A 15,481-nucleotide genomic window follows, 5' to 3' on the forward strand; every position below is an offset into this window, starting at 1 on the left:
AAGAAACTTAGCTGTAGATAAGCTCCGTCAGAATCGTTTCCTCGGCCTGCGCTTTCAGGCTGTTCATGAGGCCCACCCAGCGCATCGGGTCGGAGGCTTTCAGGCTCTCCGTCACGCCTGCCGATCTCATCAGTTCCGGCATCGTGCGTTCCAGCCGCGCCGTCGCCGTGCGCTCGATCTCCAACAGGTGCGGGTACAGCTTCTCCGACAGCAGCAGGCTGCTGTACAGGACTGGACGGTGCTCCTTCAGGTAATTTTTCCGCATCCTCCCGTATTTGCCGATGCTCTCCGTCGGCTCCGTGATCGTCAAATCGGGAATCAGGTAATCCCCGTTCCGGCTGTAAGTCAGGTTGTTCTCCATGTGTGGCGCTCCTTTCCGCGAGATGTTCGCGTTCCTGATTTTTGACGGTGACTTCGATCTGCCGCAGCACCCGTTCGCTTGCTTCACTGACCGCCGAGCCGAGGGCGGCGACGGTATCGGGCGTGTTGAAATCGAAAATACTCAGAAAGTCCTCATGCTCAAAGTATTCGTCGGGGTCGAGGCCGCAGCGGGACAAGACCGCATAGGTGATGCTGATGGCGGCGGCGCTTCGAAACTGCACCCCAATGTTGAACTCATCATATTCCTCTAAAAAACTGCCGTCAACGGTGTGGAGAATGTCGTACTGATGCTCCTGCCAATATTCGTTCGCCAACTGTCCGGCGATCTGCTCCAACTGGTCGGCAAAACCTTTTTCGCCGGAAACGACGTACTCCTGTTCCAGCGCCGCCGCAACCGTATCCTCATGCTCCGGGCGGTACTCCCAAAGGTATGGACGGCGGGAATTTTCCCGGCTACCCGTGTCGGAAATATCGAAGACATACCGGATTCTCGGCTTGTCGCCGGATGCGTCGATGAGGGCGATCCCTTTTCTGCCGCGCCGGACGTACCGGCGCATTTTTTCGTTCCAGATCTCATAACCGGCACAGGCCGTCGCGTCGGGGCGCTGGGCGTAGATCATAAGCTGTTCGTGGTACGGGTATTTGTAGAGCCGCGCGGTGGTTTTCAGAAAATCCGTCCAGCTTTCGTGACTGGCAGTGATCTGTGTCGCCGTGTGGTCGGCCATCTGCGCCAGAACCTGCACATTACTCGGCATAGTAAAAAATCCTCCTTTCGGTGTCATGGGTAAAAAAAGAACAGCCCGAAGGCTGCTCTTTAATAGAAAAGCATTGTGTTCTATATTGTTTATAACTTGGAACTTGTCATTTTATCCGGTCGGATCAACCTAAAACCATATTGCTTTGATAATCAAATACATGATCAGAAGCCACAATAACACAATGGGTAAGGCAAAATACCATTTTTTCGGTTTTCCACCCGTCCAAAGGCCATCCGCTTCCTCTCGGCATTTGTCAAAGACCTCTGGAGGTATCAGCCGTATGGCAAGTGCCGCCAACGAGGGCAACAGAATAACATCGTCCAGATAGCCCAATACCGGAATAAAATCAGGAATTAAGTCTATGGGAGACAAAGCGTAAACAACAGTAAGTCCGGCTACAATTTTTGCCGTAATGGGAGTTTCTTTCTTTTTCATGGCAATGAATAATGCCGGAATATCTGTTTTGAGCTTTTTTGCCCGTTCCTTCAGGTTCATCCGTTATCCTCCGAATATCAGCATGTATGCACCCACAACGCAGAGCAACACAGCAACATAGTTTTGAAACTTTCCCTTCTCCATTTTCTTTATTACGCGGTTTGCTGCAAACGTTCCAATCACCATCGCCGCACCCATGGCAAGACCTGTAAGTAGCGCTTGCAGGTTAAGGCCAACCAGCTTGCTGTATATGACTGTTTTTAGAATGTGCATGGCCGTGGCGGTTGTGGCCTCACTAGCGATATAAGCAACGGGTGGCAGTCCAAGAGTCAGAAATGCTGCCGCCCCAATTGGCCCGCCGCTTCCGGCAAGGCCGGACAGAAGGCCGGTAGCCGCGCCGCCGATCAGCATAGCCCTTTTGCCGTTCTTGAACTCTAATTTCCTAACCACCTTAATCAGTACAAGGACAATCAGAACCCCACCGATACAACGGGTAACAATCTCTTTGGGAAGCACAGAAAAACCAAACGCGCCAAGAGCGGCCAGCGGGAGCGCCGTCACGCAGAACAGGCCAACTGATTTCCAGTCGATCTGCCGGAACCCAAATGCCATACGGGAGAGGTTTCCGATAAGCTGAGCAAGGGTTAGTACCGGTACGGCAACCTCAGCGCCGACACAGGCAGTTACTACCGGCAACAGAAGCAGGGCACCACCAAAACCGGCAGCGCCCGATACAAAAGCAGCGATAAAACTGGCAAAAATCAAAAAAGCGTAGATCATATCTATCTCCAAGCAAAAGCACTTTTATAATTAAGTGTAGTACAGAAATAGAAGTCGGCCTGCTCGACAGATTTCTGTCTATCAGTATATCGCACATTTAGGAAAAAGTCACCGGGAACATAAAACTATGATTCAGCCTCATCGTCAAAGTCCGGGAACAGATCAAGCGCGGTATATTCTTCGTTACTCATGCTCCGGAGTTTTCCCAACGCGGAATCCGTCAGAGCCAGAAGCTCCGTTTCCTCCGCGCCTAGATAGCCGCGCATATGCGTCAGCTCCGCGATCAGGCCCTCCCGCGTCCCGGTGTTGTAAATGCACATCAGGTTGATTTCATCATTGGTAAACATATCACCGCTCCATTTCCGCGCCTCTGTCGGGCGCTGTTTTTTTGTGTTCCCGGCTGACCGGCTGATTTCTGAGCCGTTCCACGACGGACTTTTTCTTTTCGTCGTCTTCCCGCCGAGACGCCTCGGCAAGCTCCAGAAGGGAGATCGGCTGACCGGTTTTGGACTGCTGTTCCAGCTCCGCGACGGTGGGATTTTTTCCGTTGTCGATGATGCCGTCGATCATGTCGTAATCGTCCTCCATCGACATTTCCGCGCTTTTCAGGTAGTTTTCCGGCTTAAGAAAGGCCGGAATCTCCTGAAAACCGAAGCTGTCCACATAGTGACAGGATACAACGCCGTTCTGCTTTAAAGCAATGATGTCGCTGACGGACAGGCTCGGCCTGTGATAATCGGCGGGATGATCGTTATTGAACCGATCCCACAATGCCCCCAGCCTATCATCCGTACTGCCGGTATCGGTAAGCGGAGCGGTATAGGCAATATCATAGTTGCCGTGATCCACAGAAATACCCTTGGATTCCAGCCAACTGAGCGGCTCAAACCGGATGTCGCGCAGCTCGTCGTTGCCCTTCACCTGATAGATGGCGAAAGCGTCCTGAGAAGTTTTCAGAAAAGCGGTTTCCCGCTGTTCCTGATGCTTCATCCGGTCCTCTATGGCAGAGGAAAACTCCCGGCTGTCCTCCCATTCCTCGCGGCTCACGGCAAACAGGCCGCTGTGGGTCTGAATCTCATCCGGGTCGAACGCCATGCTTGCCCCGCCGTTCTCAATCATGTAAACGGTGAGGTCCTGCTCAAAAAGCTCCAGCGCACGTTCTTTGGAGAGGGGCAGCAGATCGCCGTCCAGATACCCGCAGGCTTCCAGATCGGCCACGGTCAGTTCCGAATCCGGCATGGGGTATTCGTCGAGCGCCAGTTCCTGAGCATCCGGCAGCATACCGGCTTCTTTTGACGGTGTGGAGTTATCCTGTGCCTCCGGCGCGACGTCCTGATGACCGCCCATGCTCAGATTATTTTTACGGATATATTCCTGTATGTCCTGTTCACGCACGGCGGCGATATCTCTGAGAATGTCAAGCGACACCTTTTCCGAGGTTTCAGGAACCAAGTGTTCAAGAACAAGCGCCTGTTCGTAAGCGGTTGGAATGGAACTGACGCCCTCATCGGCAAACCCGCTTGCCGTTTCCCGCAGGCTCTCCTTATCGTAAAGGGTATAGCCGTATCCGTCCTCATTTTCCTTCAAATAAAGATAGGCGGCGTTGTCCAGCAGATACATCGCCTCGGTTTCCCTCGGCGGGTAAATTTTTTCGATTTCATCCAGCCGCCGCAGAAGCTCATTCGGGGACGCCGCGCCCTCGACCTTGGCGGCATTGAGAATAGCTGTACGGATATCTTTTCCGTAACCGCTTTTCAAATCTTCCACGGTAGCCGGGACTTCTTCTTTCATGGAGTTGAGAGGGAACGGCGGTTCCATGACGGAGGCCGTGTACTGATACACGTCCCCGGCGAACTGTTCCAGAACGGTATCATACTCTTTCAGGACCTCGCGGAAGTTTTGGTCGATATCGGAGATCAGACCGGAGGCGGTTTTATTGATGGTTTCCAAAGAGGCCCGCAGCTCAGGCAATTCCTTGCCACGGCTCCATGTGGCGATATAGCCGAAGCTGTTTTCGCCGGTCTGGATGCCGTAATACTGGCAGACGGCGTAGGACACGCTTTCGGCCTCCACTTCCTCGGTATGCCGGTCCTTCGGCTTGGGCGGCTCGGCGGTTTCGTCGCCCTTGGCAGCGGCAAGCCGGTCCTGTTCGTAGTTGTGCAGCGTGGCGTGGGTGATCTCGTGGACGGCGGCGGAGACGATTTGCACTTCGCTCATGCCCGACCGAATGGCGATGCGCTGGCCTTTTTCGCTGAAATAGCCGTCCGTGTTCGGCTCCATCGCCTCAAAAGCAAGCGGAACGGGGGACGAACGCCGCAGCGCCTCCATGAAAATTTCATACTGCTTCACATTTCCCGTGAGATCGTTTGCCAGCGTCGGCAGCGGTTTACCTTCGGTCTGCGACACATCAAAAACGGAAACGACCTTGTACATGGGGATTTTGATTTCCTTTTCCTCCATGATGACCTTGCCGTCCGCGTCCAGCACGGGAGCCTTGGTATCCGGGTCGAGCTTTTCTTCCTCGATTTTCTTTTTGAACGGCGTGGGCGCGATGATTTTGATGCCTTTTTCGCCCCGCATCACGTTCCGGCTGAACTGGTCGCGCCATTTGTTGAACCCGGCTACAAGGGTAGCGTCCGGTTTCTGCATAAAGATGAGCATAGTGTTGTTGACGGAATAGCGGTGGAACCGGGACATGGTGCGGAGGTACTGCGCGTATCGGTCGCTCTGGAACAGGTTTTGGATGCCCTGTTCAATGCTGTCGGTGATTTCTTTCAGCCGTTCCTTATTTTTTTCGGCCATAGTATGCTCCTTTCGCAGCTCATAGAATCGAAAAAAGCGCGCCCCCGCACAGGCCGGGATAAACCTATGTGGGAGCGCACTCATTATTTGTTTTCGGAGCGTATGCTCCTGTCGGGAGGCCGTATTTTCGCTGTTTTTGCCCTCAAACTGTCAGCTTCGCGCCGCTGATCGTTATACGGTTCCCGGACGGAGACACAGCGTTTGGGAACAAGATAGCTGACGGCCCCTCGATGCTCCAGTCGCTCCGGCTTCACCTTGTCGGGGTATTTCTCCGAGAGCCGTTTGAGCTTTTGAATGAGTTTTTTATTGTGCGTGTAAACGCTGGCCGTCGCTTCTTCCTCGTTATAGCAGATGATCGTCTCCCGCTCATATTTCGTAAGTTTCATGTTCCGTCACGCTTTTTCGTCCCTGAATCAAATTCCAGCTTGAAATTCACGCGCTCCCCGGTATCTTCCAAAATCGCCGTCGCGTCGTAGGTCTTGCCGGTTTTCTCGGAATAGCAACCGGTAAGCCTTACGCGCCCATCCTTCAGGAGCGCGGCGGCGACGGCTTTTGTCAGTACCTTTTTCTTGGCGGCGAAAAATCGGTTGTCCTTCCAAAGCCCGAACTGGCAACTGTCGTTTTCGCAGAAAAAGCCTTTTCTGCTTTCGGTCACGCTGCCGCCGCAGCGGGGGCATTTGCCGATTACCTCGCGCCCGGAGGGGAACAGCACCTCCGCGCCTTTGGCCGGCGCATAGGTTTTTACCAGCTCCCGGAGCATGGAACAAATCCCGTTCATAAAGGCGTCCGGCTCCAGTTCGCCGTGCTCCACCTGTTTGAGCCGGTTTTCCCATTCGGCGGTCAGCAGCGGGGATTGAAGCTGTTCCGGCAGGACGGTGACGAGCGACACGCCGACTTGTGACGGGATGAGATTGACGGTTTTCTTGGCCTTTTTCCGTTCCACGAATCCGGTGGTAACGAGCTTTTCCAAAATGGCCGCGCGGGTGGCGGGGGTGCCGAGGCCCTTGCGCTCCGCGTCGTCAGGCATCTCTTTCGCACCCGCCGTTTCCATTGCGGAAAGAAGCGTATCCTCCGTGTAGTGCTTGGATGGCGAGGTTTTGCCCTCTTTGACGGAAACAGAGGAAACAGCGATGTCCTGTCCCTCTTCCGGTTCGGGCAGGGGCTTGTCGGCCTGTTCCTGCAAATAGATTTTCCAGCCCGGAACGAGTATCGTCTTGCCCTTGGCGGCAAATCCGTACCCGGCGCAGTCCAGCATGACGGCGGTTTCGGCGTATTGGTGCGGACTGCCGACCGCGCAGAGAAGCTGCCGGGAAACGAGCCGCAGGATTTCACGCTCCCCGGCAGGCAGCGCGGAACAGTCCGCTTTGCCCGCGCCGGAGGTGGGAACGACGGCGTGGTGGTCGCTGACCTTCGCGCTGTCGCAGACCTGACCGGCGTTGAGCTTTTCTGGAACATCCGCGCCGCAGATCGTGGCGGCAACGGATGCAAGCGCCGGAACAGTTCCTTCCATATCGTTTGTTAGGAACCGGCTGTCGGTGCGGGGATAGGTGCAGAGTTTCTTTTCATACAGCGATTGCAGATAGTCCAGCGTCTGCTGCGCGGTAAAGCCAAGCAGTCGGTTGGCGTCGCGCTGGAGGGTGGTCAGGTCGTAAAGCGCGGGTGGCTTTTCGTACTTTTCTTTTCGCTCCGCGGCCTTGACGATTGCCGCCTTGTCCTTGCAGGCGGCGGTAACGGCCTCGGCTTCCGGCTTTGCTTTCAGCTTGTCGCCGATGGCGGCAAAGCCGCCGCAATCGAGACTGACCGTGTAAAACGGCTCCGGCTGAAACGCGGAAATTTCCGCTTCCCGCTGCACGATGAGCGCCAGCGTCGGTGACATGACGCGCCCGACGTTCAGGGTGCGGTGGTAGAGTACCGAAAACAGGCGCGTCGCGTTGATGCCAACCAGCCAGTCGGCCTTGGATCGGCAGAGCGCGGACTGATGCAGCCCGTCGTAATCCCGGCCCGGTTTCAAATCGGCAAAGCCCTGCCGGATGGCCTCGTCCTCCATCGAGGAAATCCAGAGCCGTTTCATCGGCTTGGAGCAGCCTGCCATGTCGTACACGGTGCGGAAGATCAGTTCGCCCTCGCGTCCGGCGTCACAGGCATTGATAATTTCTTCCACATCGTCACGGCGCATCAGGGTGCGGAGAATATTGAACTGCTTTTGTTTGTCCCCGCTTACGGTAAACCGCCAGTTCCCTGGAAGAATAGGTAAATCCTCACGCCGCCACTTGGCGTATTTTTCATCGTAGGCGTCGGCGCTTGCCAGCTCCGCGAGATGGCCGAGGCACCATGAAACGAGGTAGCCGTTACCCTCCAGAAACCCGTCGCCGCGCTGCTTTGCGCCGATCACGGCGGCGATGCTTTGGGCAACCGAGGGCTTTTCACTGATTACAAGCCGCATTTTCATTCTCCTTTCGTCTCGGAGTGATAATAAGGTCACGATAACAGTCACGGGGATGGTCAGGACGGCTTTTTGGCGGTTCGGGAGGCCGTTCCTCCCGCCTGTACCGGGGCTTCTGTACCATCATCCGCTCGAAAGGACTGTCGGTGAAAAAGGTCATTCGTCCTCACGCTCCGTTTCACCGTCGGAAGTTTCCGGCTCATCTTTTTGCGCTGTTTCTTCGTCAGGAACTTCCGGTTCGTCGTCCGGCTCAGATTCGTCGTCCCCGCCATCGGTGTAATCGTAATCGTCCGGGTCGGGCCTGTTTTTGTCCTTTTTATCCGGCTTGCGGAATTTGAAGAACCAGACCGCCGCGCCGACGAGAACGGCTGCAAGCACGGCGACTGCCGCGATTCCGGCGCTGTTATTCTGCTTTTCCGGCCGGGAAACGGATGAAACCGTGGGCGTCGATGCGGTTGGTGCGGAGGATGTCTCCGGGGCGGAATCGGCCTTGGACGAGGAAGAACCGGAAACGTCCTCGTTATCGCTTTTTGCCAGCGCCAGCAGGTCCTTGTCCGTCACGGCGTCGAGGAAGTAGACGTTTTCAGCATTTTTCTGCCGGTCGATAATCAGGTAAAAAACGTGCTTGCTCGGCGTGGTAATCGTGAAAAACTCCTTGCCGTCCTCGTTGGTTACGTTGTCGATCACCGTCCCGGTTCCGTCCGGCGTCAGCGGCTTGAGAGATGTTTCAGACGACGTTGACGTTCCGGATGATGCCGCCGACGAAGCGGTACTGCTCTGCGCGACGCTTGAACTGCTCAAGGTCGGAGAGGTTTTCCCTTCGCTGTAGGCGAGGGCATTGACGGAAAAAGCCGCCGTGCAGGACACGGCGGCCATCAGGCAGACGAATATGCGGATTTTAGATTTCTTCATGAGTGGTTCCCTCCTGTTTGTTCTGATCGGACACGGGGCGGTTTTCGCGGGACGCTTTCATGAGCGCGGAGAGTTCCTCCGCCGTCATGCCCATGCCCCGCACAAGGCCGACAATATCGAGATTTTCCAGCTCCCGGCGCTGCTTTTCCAGTTCCTTCTGCCGGTTTTGCAGCGCGGAGATTTTCGCCGCGTTCTTTTCATACTCGGTGTCGATTTTTTTGAATTTCGGGTTCACGGTTGATTCCTCCAATCTGTTATGGATTCGGTAAACGCCCGAACGTGTAAAAATGGCTTTGCCAGTAGCTTATGTTGAGGTTCGAGTAGCCGATGGGGTCTCCGGCCGCGAGCATCATGCCGTTTCCGACGTAGATGCCCACATGGGACACGCCGTCGGTATCGTAGGTGTGTTCAAAGAAAACAAGGTCGCCGGGTCTTACGTCGGCGGCAGAAACCGGAGTGCAGATGTCGCAGAGGCCCTGGGCCCCCAACCGTCCCACGTTCCATCCGCTGTGATTGATCACCCACGATACGTAACCGGAGCAGTCGAACGAGGTTTTCGGGCTGCTGCCGCCCCAAACATAAGGATAGCCGATGTATTTTTTCGCTTCCGTCATCATTGCTGCAAACCGCGCGTCCGTCATTTCCTCCGGGGGAATATCGTACTCCGTGGGCTTTTTGACGGTGGATGCGTTCGGATAGGCCGATGAAGGGAACAGGTCGGGCCGGTTGCCGAGGGTGGACATATACATCGAGTACACGCCGACCTGATCCTCGTTCATAATGGAAATGGGAAGATGGGACAAATCCTCGTTATGCAGTTTCACATTGCAGATGGTGTAGGTATAGGGAACTTGGTGGCTTTCGGTGTGGGTCGTGCCATCCGGGTCCGTCACCGTATCCGTTTCCGTGCGGGTTCGGGTTTCCGTCTCCACAGTCTGCGTCAGTTGGTATTCTTTTGAGAACAGGGTGGAAAGCGTGTCCCGGACTTCATCCAGCGTCCATTCGCCGCCGTGCCACGCCGTCAGGATGGAGATTAGCACATAGGGGTCGTGGCCGATTTTATCGAGGTCATAATGATATTCGTCATAGCCGGGGTGCCTCTGTTCGTAACGGTCGATTTCATTCTGAAGGTCCGTTTCCTTTTGAGCGTAAGCGGCCTCCGCGCCGAGCATGGCGTCATCCGTGGAAGGATAGGTGGACGCGGTAACGCCGGATAACCCGCCCTCCAGCAGAACCGAGCTGGAGGACAGGACGTTCAAAAACAGGACCAGCACCAGAAAAACGCTCGCAACAATCAGAAAACCGTTCCGGTGCCGTCCGACAAATGCCGCCGCCCGCTTGCTCTCCCGCGCCGCCGTCTTTGCCGCTTTAGAAGTGTTTTGGGCAGTTTTCCCGGCGGAACCCGTGAACTGCCCGGCCCGTTTCGCGGCGACATACTGTTTTTTGACGGCGCGCTTTTGCCGCCAGTGGGCCAAAGGATTGCCGGAGGGCTGCGGATTATCCCGCGCGGCCTTTTTCTGCAAATAACCGAGGTTGGCGCGGTCGAGCCGTTTTTCCGCTTTGGCCGATTTCCGGTAGGGTTTCAGTTTGTGGGAGCGATAGGCGCTGCGCGCCAGACGCCCGCCCATTTCGGTGGCTTCTCCGCTTTTGTGCGCGGCCTCCACGCCGACGTTTTCATCCTCGGACTGCCGGATTTCCCGGTGAAACTGCATCAAAACAGCGTTTTGGGGCGCGTCCCGGATGGCGTGAGTGAGTTTGGATGGTTTTTTCTTGTCTACTTCCTCAAAATACAAGCGCATCTTTGCTTTACCCGTGGGCTTATCAAAGGTGTGCTGCTTGCGAAGAACTTTCTTTTTCGGTATTTTCTCCTGCGTCTGATCCGCTGCCGTCGCCGCTTTCTTCGCCCTGCGGACAGATTCCTTTAATACGGGGTCAGTTTGTTCCTCATCCGTGAATTGCAGGCGGGGTGCACGTTTTTCCATTCCGTATCACCTCCGATCCCGTTGAATAGGAACGCTCATGTTGCCGCCACTTCCTGCGGCTTGGTGGTCATGATGCGGTACATCTCCGTGTCTTTCGGGAAATGATCAATAAACGGCAGAATGACGTTGCCATAAAATAGCAGCCCTTCGCCCTCGCCGGAATGGGTGACGTAGGAAAGCTGGTGTGGCGAAATGCCGAGCTGCTTGGCGAGAATCTGCCGGTCGCCGGACGCCTGATTGAGCATATAGATGTAATCCGAGTTTTCAAAGATGTTCTCGATCTCGTGGGAAGAGAGCAAATCCTTTATGTTCTGCGTGATTCCGGTCGGAATACCGCCCCACTTGCGAAACCGCTTCCAGATTTCCACGGAATAGGCGGCAGTCTGTTCTTCTTTTAAGAGCAGATGGAACTCGTCGATATAGTAGCGCGTGGATTTTCCCACGGCCCGGTTGACGGTGACGCGGTTCCAGACCTGATCCTGTACGATGAGCATCCCGAGTTTTTTGAGCTGCTTGCCTAACTCCCGGATGTCGTAGCTGACGACGCGGTTTCTCACGTTCACGGTTGTGCGGTGGTTGAACACGTTGAGGGAGCCGGTAACGTAGATTTCCAGCGCCGTGGCGATGTACTGCGCTTCCTTTTCGTCCTGCCGCCGCAGCTCGTTATACAAATCCTCCAGAATCGGCATGCTTTCCGGGCGAGGGTCACTGAAGTAATCCCGGTAAACCAGCCTCACGCAGCGGTCGATGACCGTCTTTTCCACCGGCTGCAAGCCCTCCTTGCCGCCGACGATCAGCTCACAGAGCGACAAAATGAAGTCTGACTTGAGGGACAGAGGGTTTTCTTCCTCGGAATAGTTGAGGTTGATGTCCATCGGGTTGATATAATCGGTGGACGCGGGCGAAATTTTGATGATCTGCCCTTGCAGGCGCTCAATCAGCGGGCCGTATTCGGCCTCCGGATCGCAGACGATGATGTCGTCGTTTGTGACGAGGAATACGTTGACGATCTCCCGCTTGGCGGCGAAGGATTTGCCTGCGCCCGGTGTGCCGAGAATCAGGCCGTTCGGATTTTTTAGCAGCTTTCGATCCACCATGATGAGGTTGTTGCTCAAAGCGTTCAGCCCGCAGTACAGCGCCTCGCGCCCGGTCTGGAACAGTTCCTGCGTGGTGAAGGGGATAAAAATAGCGGTGCTCGACGTGGTCAGGCCCCGCTGGATTTCCACCTGATTCAAGCCGAGCGGCAGGCTGCTCATCAGCCCTTCCTCCTGCCGGAAGTCGAGCCGGGTCAGCGCGCAGTTGTATTTCTGTGCAAGGGAGCTTGCCTGAAACACGTTGTTATCCAGCCGCTGCCTGTTCTCGGCCACATTGAGGACAAGAAAGGTCACGAGAAACATGCGCTCGTTACGGGACTGCAAATCCTGCAGCAGCTTCTTCGCCTCCTCGCCGTAGGTGGCAAGATCGGAAGGGATGATGTCCATGTCGTAGCCGGAACGGATGGCCTTTTTCTGCTCCTGAATCTTCATAGAATCCAAATCCGTGATTTTCCGCTTCACCGTCTTGATGGCATTCACCTGGTCGATGGATTGGATGTGCATGGTGACGATGAGGCTGGATTCCATATCGAGAAAATCAGCCAGCATTCGGTCGTTCAGCTCCGGAGCGAGAATTTGCAGGAACGATACCGCACCCACCTGATGCCCCATACCGAACATGTTGCCGCTTTTGAACTCGAAAGAGCTGGGCGCGATGAAATCCTTGACGGAGAGTCCGGATGGAGCCAGCCAGTCCCACGAAAATCGGAACGGCTCCGGCGTGTCCATGCGGAAGATGTCGTGCAGCAGCTTCAGACGGTCCGCGCCGTTCAGAGAAGCGGCGGTTACGCCGAGATGTTTGAAGTTGTTGAGAATGTCGATTTCGACGCGTTCCAGCCGGGGCTTGGCCGCTTTCAGGCTGTCCGCTTCGATGCCGAAGGTCAGGTATTTGGTCTTGATGAGGCCGTTGTTGCCTTTGGCTAGCTGATTCCGGAGCATTTCCGTGTACTCCGAACGCAAGCTGTCAAAATCGTCGCCCTGCGGCGGGATGGTGACGCTTTTCGCAAAGCTGTCCCGCGTTGCAGAGAGGTTTAAAAACGAGAGTTGAAATTTGATGGAGTTGTCGAAATAGTTGAGGAAATCGCACCAGCCTTCAAAAATGGCGGTCTTGTCCTCGTTCTGATTGAGCTGATAGTTGATGTCCTGAAACTGAACGGTTTTCGTGTAATAGCTGTCGGTCACACGGCAGATTCCGTCCGGGAACATCCGCTGAAACGGGATGCTGTCCTGCGCCGACTGCTTTTTCTTATCGGTCTGCCGCGCCTTTGTGACGGCGGCTTCGATCTGACGCCTCTCGGCGCGGGTCAATGACCGTTTCATGGCTGGTTTTTGCTTTTTTACCGACAATCCGATGCACCTCCTTGTCGAGCTTACTTTGCCGCGCGAGCACGGCGTAAAAATTGTTGGTCTGATAGGGCCGCTGTTTTGGACGGAGAAACAGCACCTGGGCAATGTTGCGGACGATTTTTTCCAGCGGCAGGCCGTTTTTCTCGTAGATGGCCATCAGGAAAAACGGCAGCATCACGAGAACCATGCAAAGGGAAGCGGCTCCGGTGCTGAACCCCAAAGGCCCCTTGAGCAAAAAGAAAAGCGGTACACCAACAAGCGCGCCGCCGCTGAAACAAACAAGCTGCCGTTTTGTTAAATTGAACAGAACCTTCGTTTTCACTGCGGTCAGGTCCTTGGGTACGGGAACATAGGCCATGTCAGCGCGCCTCCTGTTCTTTTGTCGGGCGCGCGGCTTTCGCGGCAGTATCGGCGGTATGATGAAGCTGTTCCAGAACGGACGGCTTTTCTTTCCGTTCGTAGTCCCGGAGCGCGTCCTGCTTGTCGAACACCTCGTCGAGCGCGAAGCTGAAATCGCTCAGATCTTCCGTGCGTTCCAACCATTTATCCGCGACGACCTGCAAGGGATTTTCAAACAGAAGAAGATAGTCGATTTCCTCCGGTTCAAAGCCGTGACTTTCGGTCAGATAATAATGGGCGTCCCTGATTGCGGTGATTTCGCGGGAACCGTCGATCAGCTTTGCTTTATCGCTAGCTTCCCACGTTTTCCGAAAATCCTCAAGATTGGCGTCCAGCCTGTCAAGAAGCTCCTGTAATTTGTCCTGCATTGAATATCACCTCCGTTAATGCACGCTAAAAATTGATTTTGCGAGGCTTCCGGTCTTAAAGAGCGTAAAGCACAGCAGCACCGTGTACCCCATGCAAGTCCAGATGGCCTTGCTGACATCCGTGCTCACGCTGATACTTTTTACAAGAACGGCGTAAATCGCCACGCAGACGATGATGAGAAAGCCCTGAAATCCCAGCGCGAACAGGGAACGCAGATAATTCTGCCCCATGCCGCCCGATTCCCGGTTTAGCATCGTCGCCATCGGGATTGGCGCGATGGAAGTGGCTAAATAGATCTCGATCATCCTGCCGTACACGATGATGAAAATGCAGATCGTGAGCGCCCACATGGTAAAGCCCACGAAAATGCTCTGAAACCACAGCCCGAACAAGGGGCCGAGGTCCATTGCCATGAGCCGCGTCTGAAGGTTTGCCGTGACGGAACTGATGTCGATGGACGTGTCGGAAACGATGATTCCCGCCGCGCTGTTTACCACGCTCTGCGCCACGTCGAATATGCCCATGACGATATTCCATGTGTTGGTCACGATGAGGATGGCGCAGGCCGTTTTGAAAATCCACCGAAAGAAAACAGCGCTTTCGATGTCGTGAAAATTGTTCTTATCGGTAATGATCTGAATCAGCTCCAGCGTCATGACGAACGCGAGGATCAAGCCCGCGATGGGCATCATGACGTTTTCGGACAGGGTTTGGATCATGTTGTAAATGCCGGTGTTCCACGCCTGCGGCGTCGTTCCCACCTGAGAGGCGATCTGCCCGACCTGACTGTTTACGTTGTCGAACATGCCTGACAGGTTGTTCATGATGCCGCCGACGAGTATTTCTTTCAGCCATTCGGTAATCTGCTGCTTGATGAAATCCAAGTGGCATCACCTCCTTTTCCGCCGCCTGTTTTCACCATGAGGCGGTACGAACGGTAACTAACGCGCCTCATGGGACACGGACCGGGACTTTTCGGCGGCGGGTGCGGATTTTTGCTCCCGCGCGAGTTTTTCGCTGAGAGCGTGGATGCTCTGCTGAACGGAGGGCTTCCGCTGCGCCGATTGCTCCAGCGCGGTCAGACGGAGAAGGGCTTTCTCCACGCTCTTTTTCATGGAGGACAGGCAGGACAGCTCCGCTCTGAATGGAGCTTCCAAAGACTTTGCCAGCTTTCCCATAGGCTTTGCTTCGGCAGCAGCCTCGTTTCCCATCAGTGTTCGGCCCATATTCTTGATGTGCCGCCCGGCCTCATGGTACTCCGCGCTCACGGTTTCAATTTTATCCATCGCTGATCTGTCAGTCCGAATGCTTTTATCCAACTCCGTGCGCATGGTTTCCAGCATGGGCCGCAATTTGAAAAAGCGGGTGATATTATCCAGCGCGGAAATCCCTTTTTCCCGAAACGCATCCACGGCGTTTTTGCAGCCGTCGATCACGGCCTGTTTTGTTGCATCCAGCCGGTCACGCACAGCTGTCACGCTTTTTTCCATAGCCGCGCCCGTATTTTGCAGAACGGCTTTTACGGGGTGAGCCTGTTTCTGTGACGCGCTGAGTTCCCGACGCAGTGCGGCCAGCTCCGTGACCGCTGTGTCGAGCTGGCGTTCCATCGCGCTTACCTGATTAAAAACGGCAAGCAGGTCCTTCACGGCAGGCACACGGTTGGCTTCCATGACGGCTAAAAGCTCCTTGACATACTCGTTTTCCAGCAGCGGTGCGGCAGTGGTTGCCGTGTTTTCCATACGATCATCTCCTTTCCCGCGCCCCGTGAATGGGGGCGCG

Annotated in this window: 18 protein-coding genes and 1 pseudogene; 2 read left to right on the top strand and 17 right to left on the bottom strand. The window is 55.1% G+C overall.

What is annotated here, in order from left to right; genetic code table 11:
- Positions 1-7: 7 nt before the first annotated feature.
- Positions 8-361: a TnpV protein gene (locus OP489_RS09180; protein ID WP_266161681.1), complete on the bottom strand. Its 354-nt coding sequence runs from the start codon at positions 359-361 to the stop codon at positions 8-10.
- On the opposite strand from OP489_RS09180, the gene OP489_RS09185 reads away from it, so the two are divergent.
- Both OP489_RS09185 and OP489_RS09190 read left to right on the top strand, forming a co-directional pair.
- Positions 360-632, top strand: a complete 273-nt coding sequence (locus OP489_RS09185; RefSeq protein ID WP_266161683.1) for a hypothetical protein — start codon at positions 360-362, stop codon at positions 630-632. The genes OP489_RS09180 and OP489_RS09185 overlap by 2 nt on opposite strands.
- 36 nt (positions 633-668) lie before the next feature.
- Complete coding sequence (locus OP489_RS09190; protein WP_266161684.1) at positions 669-1,169, top strand: hypothetical protein; 501 nt, start codon at positions 669-671, stop codon at positions 1,167-1,169.
- Between the two features lie 96 nt (positions 1,170-1,265).
- Here the strand turns inward: OP489_RS09190 and OP489_RS09195 are convergent, their stop codons facing one another.
- From OP489_RS09195 to OP489_RS09265, 16 genes and pseudogenes are all read right to left on the bottom strand, one after another.
- Positions 1,266-1,634, bottom strand: a complete 369-nt coding sequence (locus OP489_RS09195; protein ID WP_180340653.1) for a YkvA family protein — start codon at positions 1,632-1,634, stop codon at positions 1,266-1,268.
- Between the two features lie 3 nt (positions 1,635-1,637).
- Entirely contained in the window at positions 1,638-2,354 is a 717-nt protein-coding gene (locus OP489_RS09200) for a sulfite exporter TauE/SafE family protein (protein WP_180340652.1), read from the bottom strand.
- Between the two features lie 125 nt (positions 2,355-2,479).
- Positions 2,480-2,701, bottom strand: coding sequence for a transposon-transfer assisting family protein (locus tag OP489_RS09205; protein ID WP_180340651.1), 222 nt, complete (start codon positions 2,699-2,701; stop codon positions 2,480-2,482).
- Between the two features lies 1 nt (position 2,702).
- Positions 2,703-4,172, bottom strand: a complete 1,470-nt coding sequence (locus OP489_RS12350; RefSeq protein WP_416232474.1) for a YodL domain-containing protein — start codon at positions 4,170-4,172, stop codon at positions 2,703-2,705.
- A 57-nt stretch (positions 4,173-4,229) separates the two neighbouring features.
- A pseudogene (locus OP489_RS12355) lies at positions 4,230-5,171 on the bottom strand (ArdC-like ssDNA-binding domain-containing protein); the annotation flags it as partial.
- 68 nt (positions 5,172-5,239) lie between these two features.
- Entirely contained in the window at positions 5,240-5,542 is a 303-nt protein-coding gene (locus OP489_RS09215; protein ID WP_180340649.1) for an immunoglobulin, read from the bottom strand.
- A complete protein-coding gene (locus OP489_RS09220; RefSeq protein ID WP_266161687.1) occupies positions 5,539-7,599 on the bottom strand; it encodes a DNA topoisomerase 3 in 2,061 nt (686 codons plus the stop codon). Before OP489_RS09220 ends, OP489_RS09215 begins: the two co-directional genes overlap by 4 nt.
- Positions 7,580-7,759 carry a hypothetical protein gene (locus tag OP489_RS09225; RefSeq protein ID WP_266161688.1) on the bottom strand — a complete coding sequence of 60 codons (180 nt, stop codon included), beginning with the start codon at positions 7,757-7,759 and terminating at the stop codon, positions 7,580-7,582. The genes OP489_RS09220 and OP489_RS09225 overlap by 20 nt, the downstream gene beginning before the upstream one ends.
- Positions 7,756-8,511, bottom strand: coding sequence for a CD1107 family mobile element protein (locus OP489_RS09230; RefSeq protein WP_180340647.1), 756 nt, complete (start codon positions 8,509-8,511; stop codon positions 7,756-7,758). The genes OP489_RS09225 and OP489_RS09230 overlap by 4 nt, the downstream gene beginning before the upstream one ends.
- On the bottom strand, positions 8,498-8,746 hold the full coding sequence (locus tag OP489_RS09235; protein WP_180340646.1) for a DUF4315 family protein: 249 nt from the start codon (positions 8,744-8,746) through the stop codon (positions 8,498-8,500). The genes OP489_RS09230 and OP489_RS09235 overlap by 14 nt, the downstream gene beginning before the upstream one ends.
- Positions 8,747-8,765: 19 nt before the next feature.
- Entirely contained in the window at positions 8,766-10,493 is a 1,728-nt protein-coding gene (locus OP489_RS09240; RefSeq protein ID WP_266161689.1) for a C40 family peptidase, read from the bottom strand.
- Positions 10,494-10,528: 35 nt separating this feature from the next.
- Positions 10,529-12,907: a VirB4-like conjugal transfer ATPase, CD1110 family gene (locus tag OP489_RS09245; RefSeq protein ID WP_266163520.1), complete on the bottom strand. Its 2,379-nt coding sequence runs from the start codon at positions 12,905-12,907 to the stop codon at positions 10,529-10,531.
- The gene (locus OP489_RS09250) at positions 12,834-13,292 is read right to left on the bottom strand and encodes a PrgI family protein (protein ID WP_266161690.1); all 459 of its coding nucleotides are present in this window, start codon (positions 13,290-13,292) and stop codon (positions 12,834-12,836) included. The genes OP489_RS09245 and OP489_RS09250 overlap by 74 nt, the downstream gene beginning before the upstream one ends.
- A 1-nt stretch (position 13,293) precedes the next feature.
- Positions 13,294-13,701, bottom strand: coding sequence for a hypothetical protein (locus tag OP489_RS09255; protein WP_266161691.1), 408 nt, complete (start codon positions 13,699-13,701; stop codon positions 13,294-13,296).
- A gap of 15 nt (positions 13,702-13,716) precedes the next feature.
- Complete coding sequence (locus OP489_RS09260; protein WP_416232475.1) at positions 13,717-14,526, bottom strand: VirB6/TrbL-like conjugal transfer protein, CD1112 family; 810 nt, start codon at positions 14,524-14,526, stop codon at positions 13,717-13,719.
- A gap of 117 nt (positions 14,527-14,643) precedes the next feature.
- Positions 14,644-15,441: a DUF6674 family protein gene (locus OP489_RS09265; RefSeq protein ID WP_180340639.1), complete on the bottom strand. Its 798-nt coding sequence runs from the start codon at positions 15,439-15,441 to the stop codon at positions 14,644-14,646.
- Between the last annotated feature and the right edge of the window lie 40 nt (positions 15,442-15,481).

Origin of the sequence: Caproicibacterium sp. BJN0003 (assembly GCF_026314295.1) — a bacterium.
In the GTDB taxonomy this organism is placed as follows: Bacteria; Bacillota; Clostridia; order Oscillospirales; family Acutalibacteraceae; genus Caproicibacterium.

Coding starts and splice junctions, on each gene's coding strand:
- OP489_RS09205 (WP_180340651.1), bottom strand. CDS start 2,701: ATGTTTACCAATGATGAAATCAACCTGATGTGCATTTACAACACCGGG.
- OP489_RS09250 (WP_266161690.1), bottom strand. CDS start 13,292: ATGGCCTATGTTCCCGTACCCAAGGACCTGACCGCAGTGAAAACGAAG.
- OP489_RS09260 (WP_416232475.1), bottom strand. CDS start 14,526: ATGAACAACCTGTCAGGCATGTTCGACAACGTAAACAGTCAGGTCGGG.
- OP489_RS09255 (WP_266161691.1), bottom strand. CDS start 13,701: ATGCAGGACAAATTACAGGAGCTTCTTGACAGGCTGGACGCCAATCTT.
- OP489_RS09190 (WP_266161684.1), top strand. CDS start 669: ATGCTCCTGCCAATATTCGTTCGCCAACTGTCCGGCGATCTGCTCCAA.
- OP489_RS09215 (WP_180340649.1), bottom strand. CDS start 5,542: ATGAAACTTACGAAATATGAGCGGGAGACGATCATCTGCTATAACGAG.
- OP489_RS09200 (WP_180340652.1), bottom strand. CDS start 2,354: ATGATCTACGCTTTTTTGATTTTTGCCAGTTTTATCGCTGCTTTTGTA.
- OP489_RS09225 (WP_266161688.1), bottom strand. CDS start 7,759: ATGACCTTTTTCACCGACAGTCCTTTCGAGCGGATGATGGTACAGAAG.
- OP489_RS09245 (WP_266163520.1), bottom strand. CDS start 12,907: ATGAAACGGTCATTGACCCGCGCCGAGAGGCGTCAGATCGAAGCCGCC.
- OP489_RS09220 (WP_266161687.1), bottom strand. CDS start 7,599: ATGCGGCTTGTAATCAGTGAAAAGCCCTCGGTTGCCCAAAGCATCGCC.
- OP489_RS09185 (WP_266161683.1), top strand. CDS start 360: ATGTGTGGCGCTCCTTTCCGCGAGATGTTCGCGTTCCTGATTTTTGAC.
- OP489_RS09265 (WP_180340639.1), bottom strand. CDS start 15,441: ATGGAAAACACGGCAACCACTGCCGCACCGCTGCTGGAAAACGAGTAT.
- OP489_RS09195 (WP_180340653.1), bottom strand. CDS start 1,634: ATGAACCTGAAGGAACGGGCAAAAAAGCTCAAAACAGATATTCCGGCA.
- OP489_RS09180 (WP_266161681.1), bottom strand. CDS start 361: ATGGAGAACAACCTGACTTACAGCCGGAACGGGGATTACCTGATTCCC.
- OP489_RS09230 (WP_180340647.1), bottom strand. CDS start 8,511: ATGAAGAAATCTAAAATCCGCATATTCGTCTGCCTGATGGCCGCCGTG.
- OP489_RS12350 (WP_416232474.1), bottom strand. CDS start 4,172: ATGGAACCGCCGTTCCCTCTCAACTCCATGAAAGAAGAAGTCCCGGCT.
- OP489_RS09240 (WP_266161689.1), bottom strand. CDS start 10,493: ATGGAAAAACGTGCACCCCGCCTGCAATTCACGGATGAGGAACAAACT.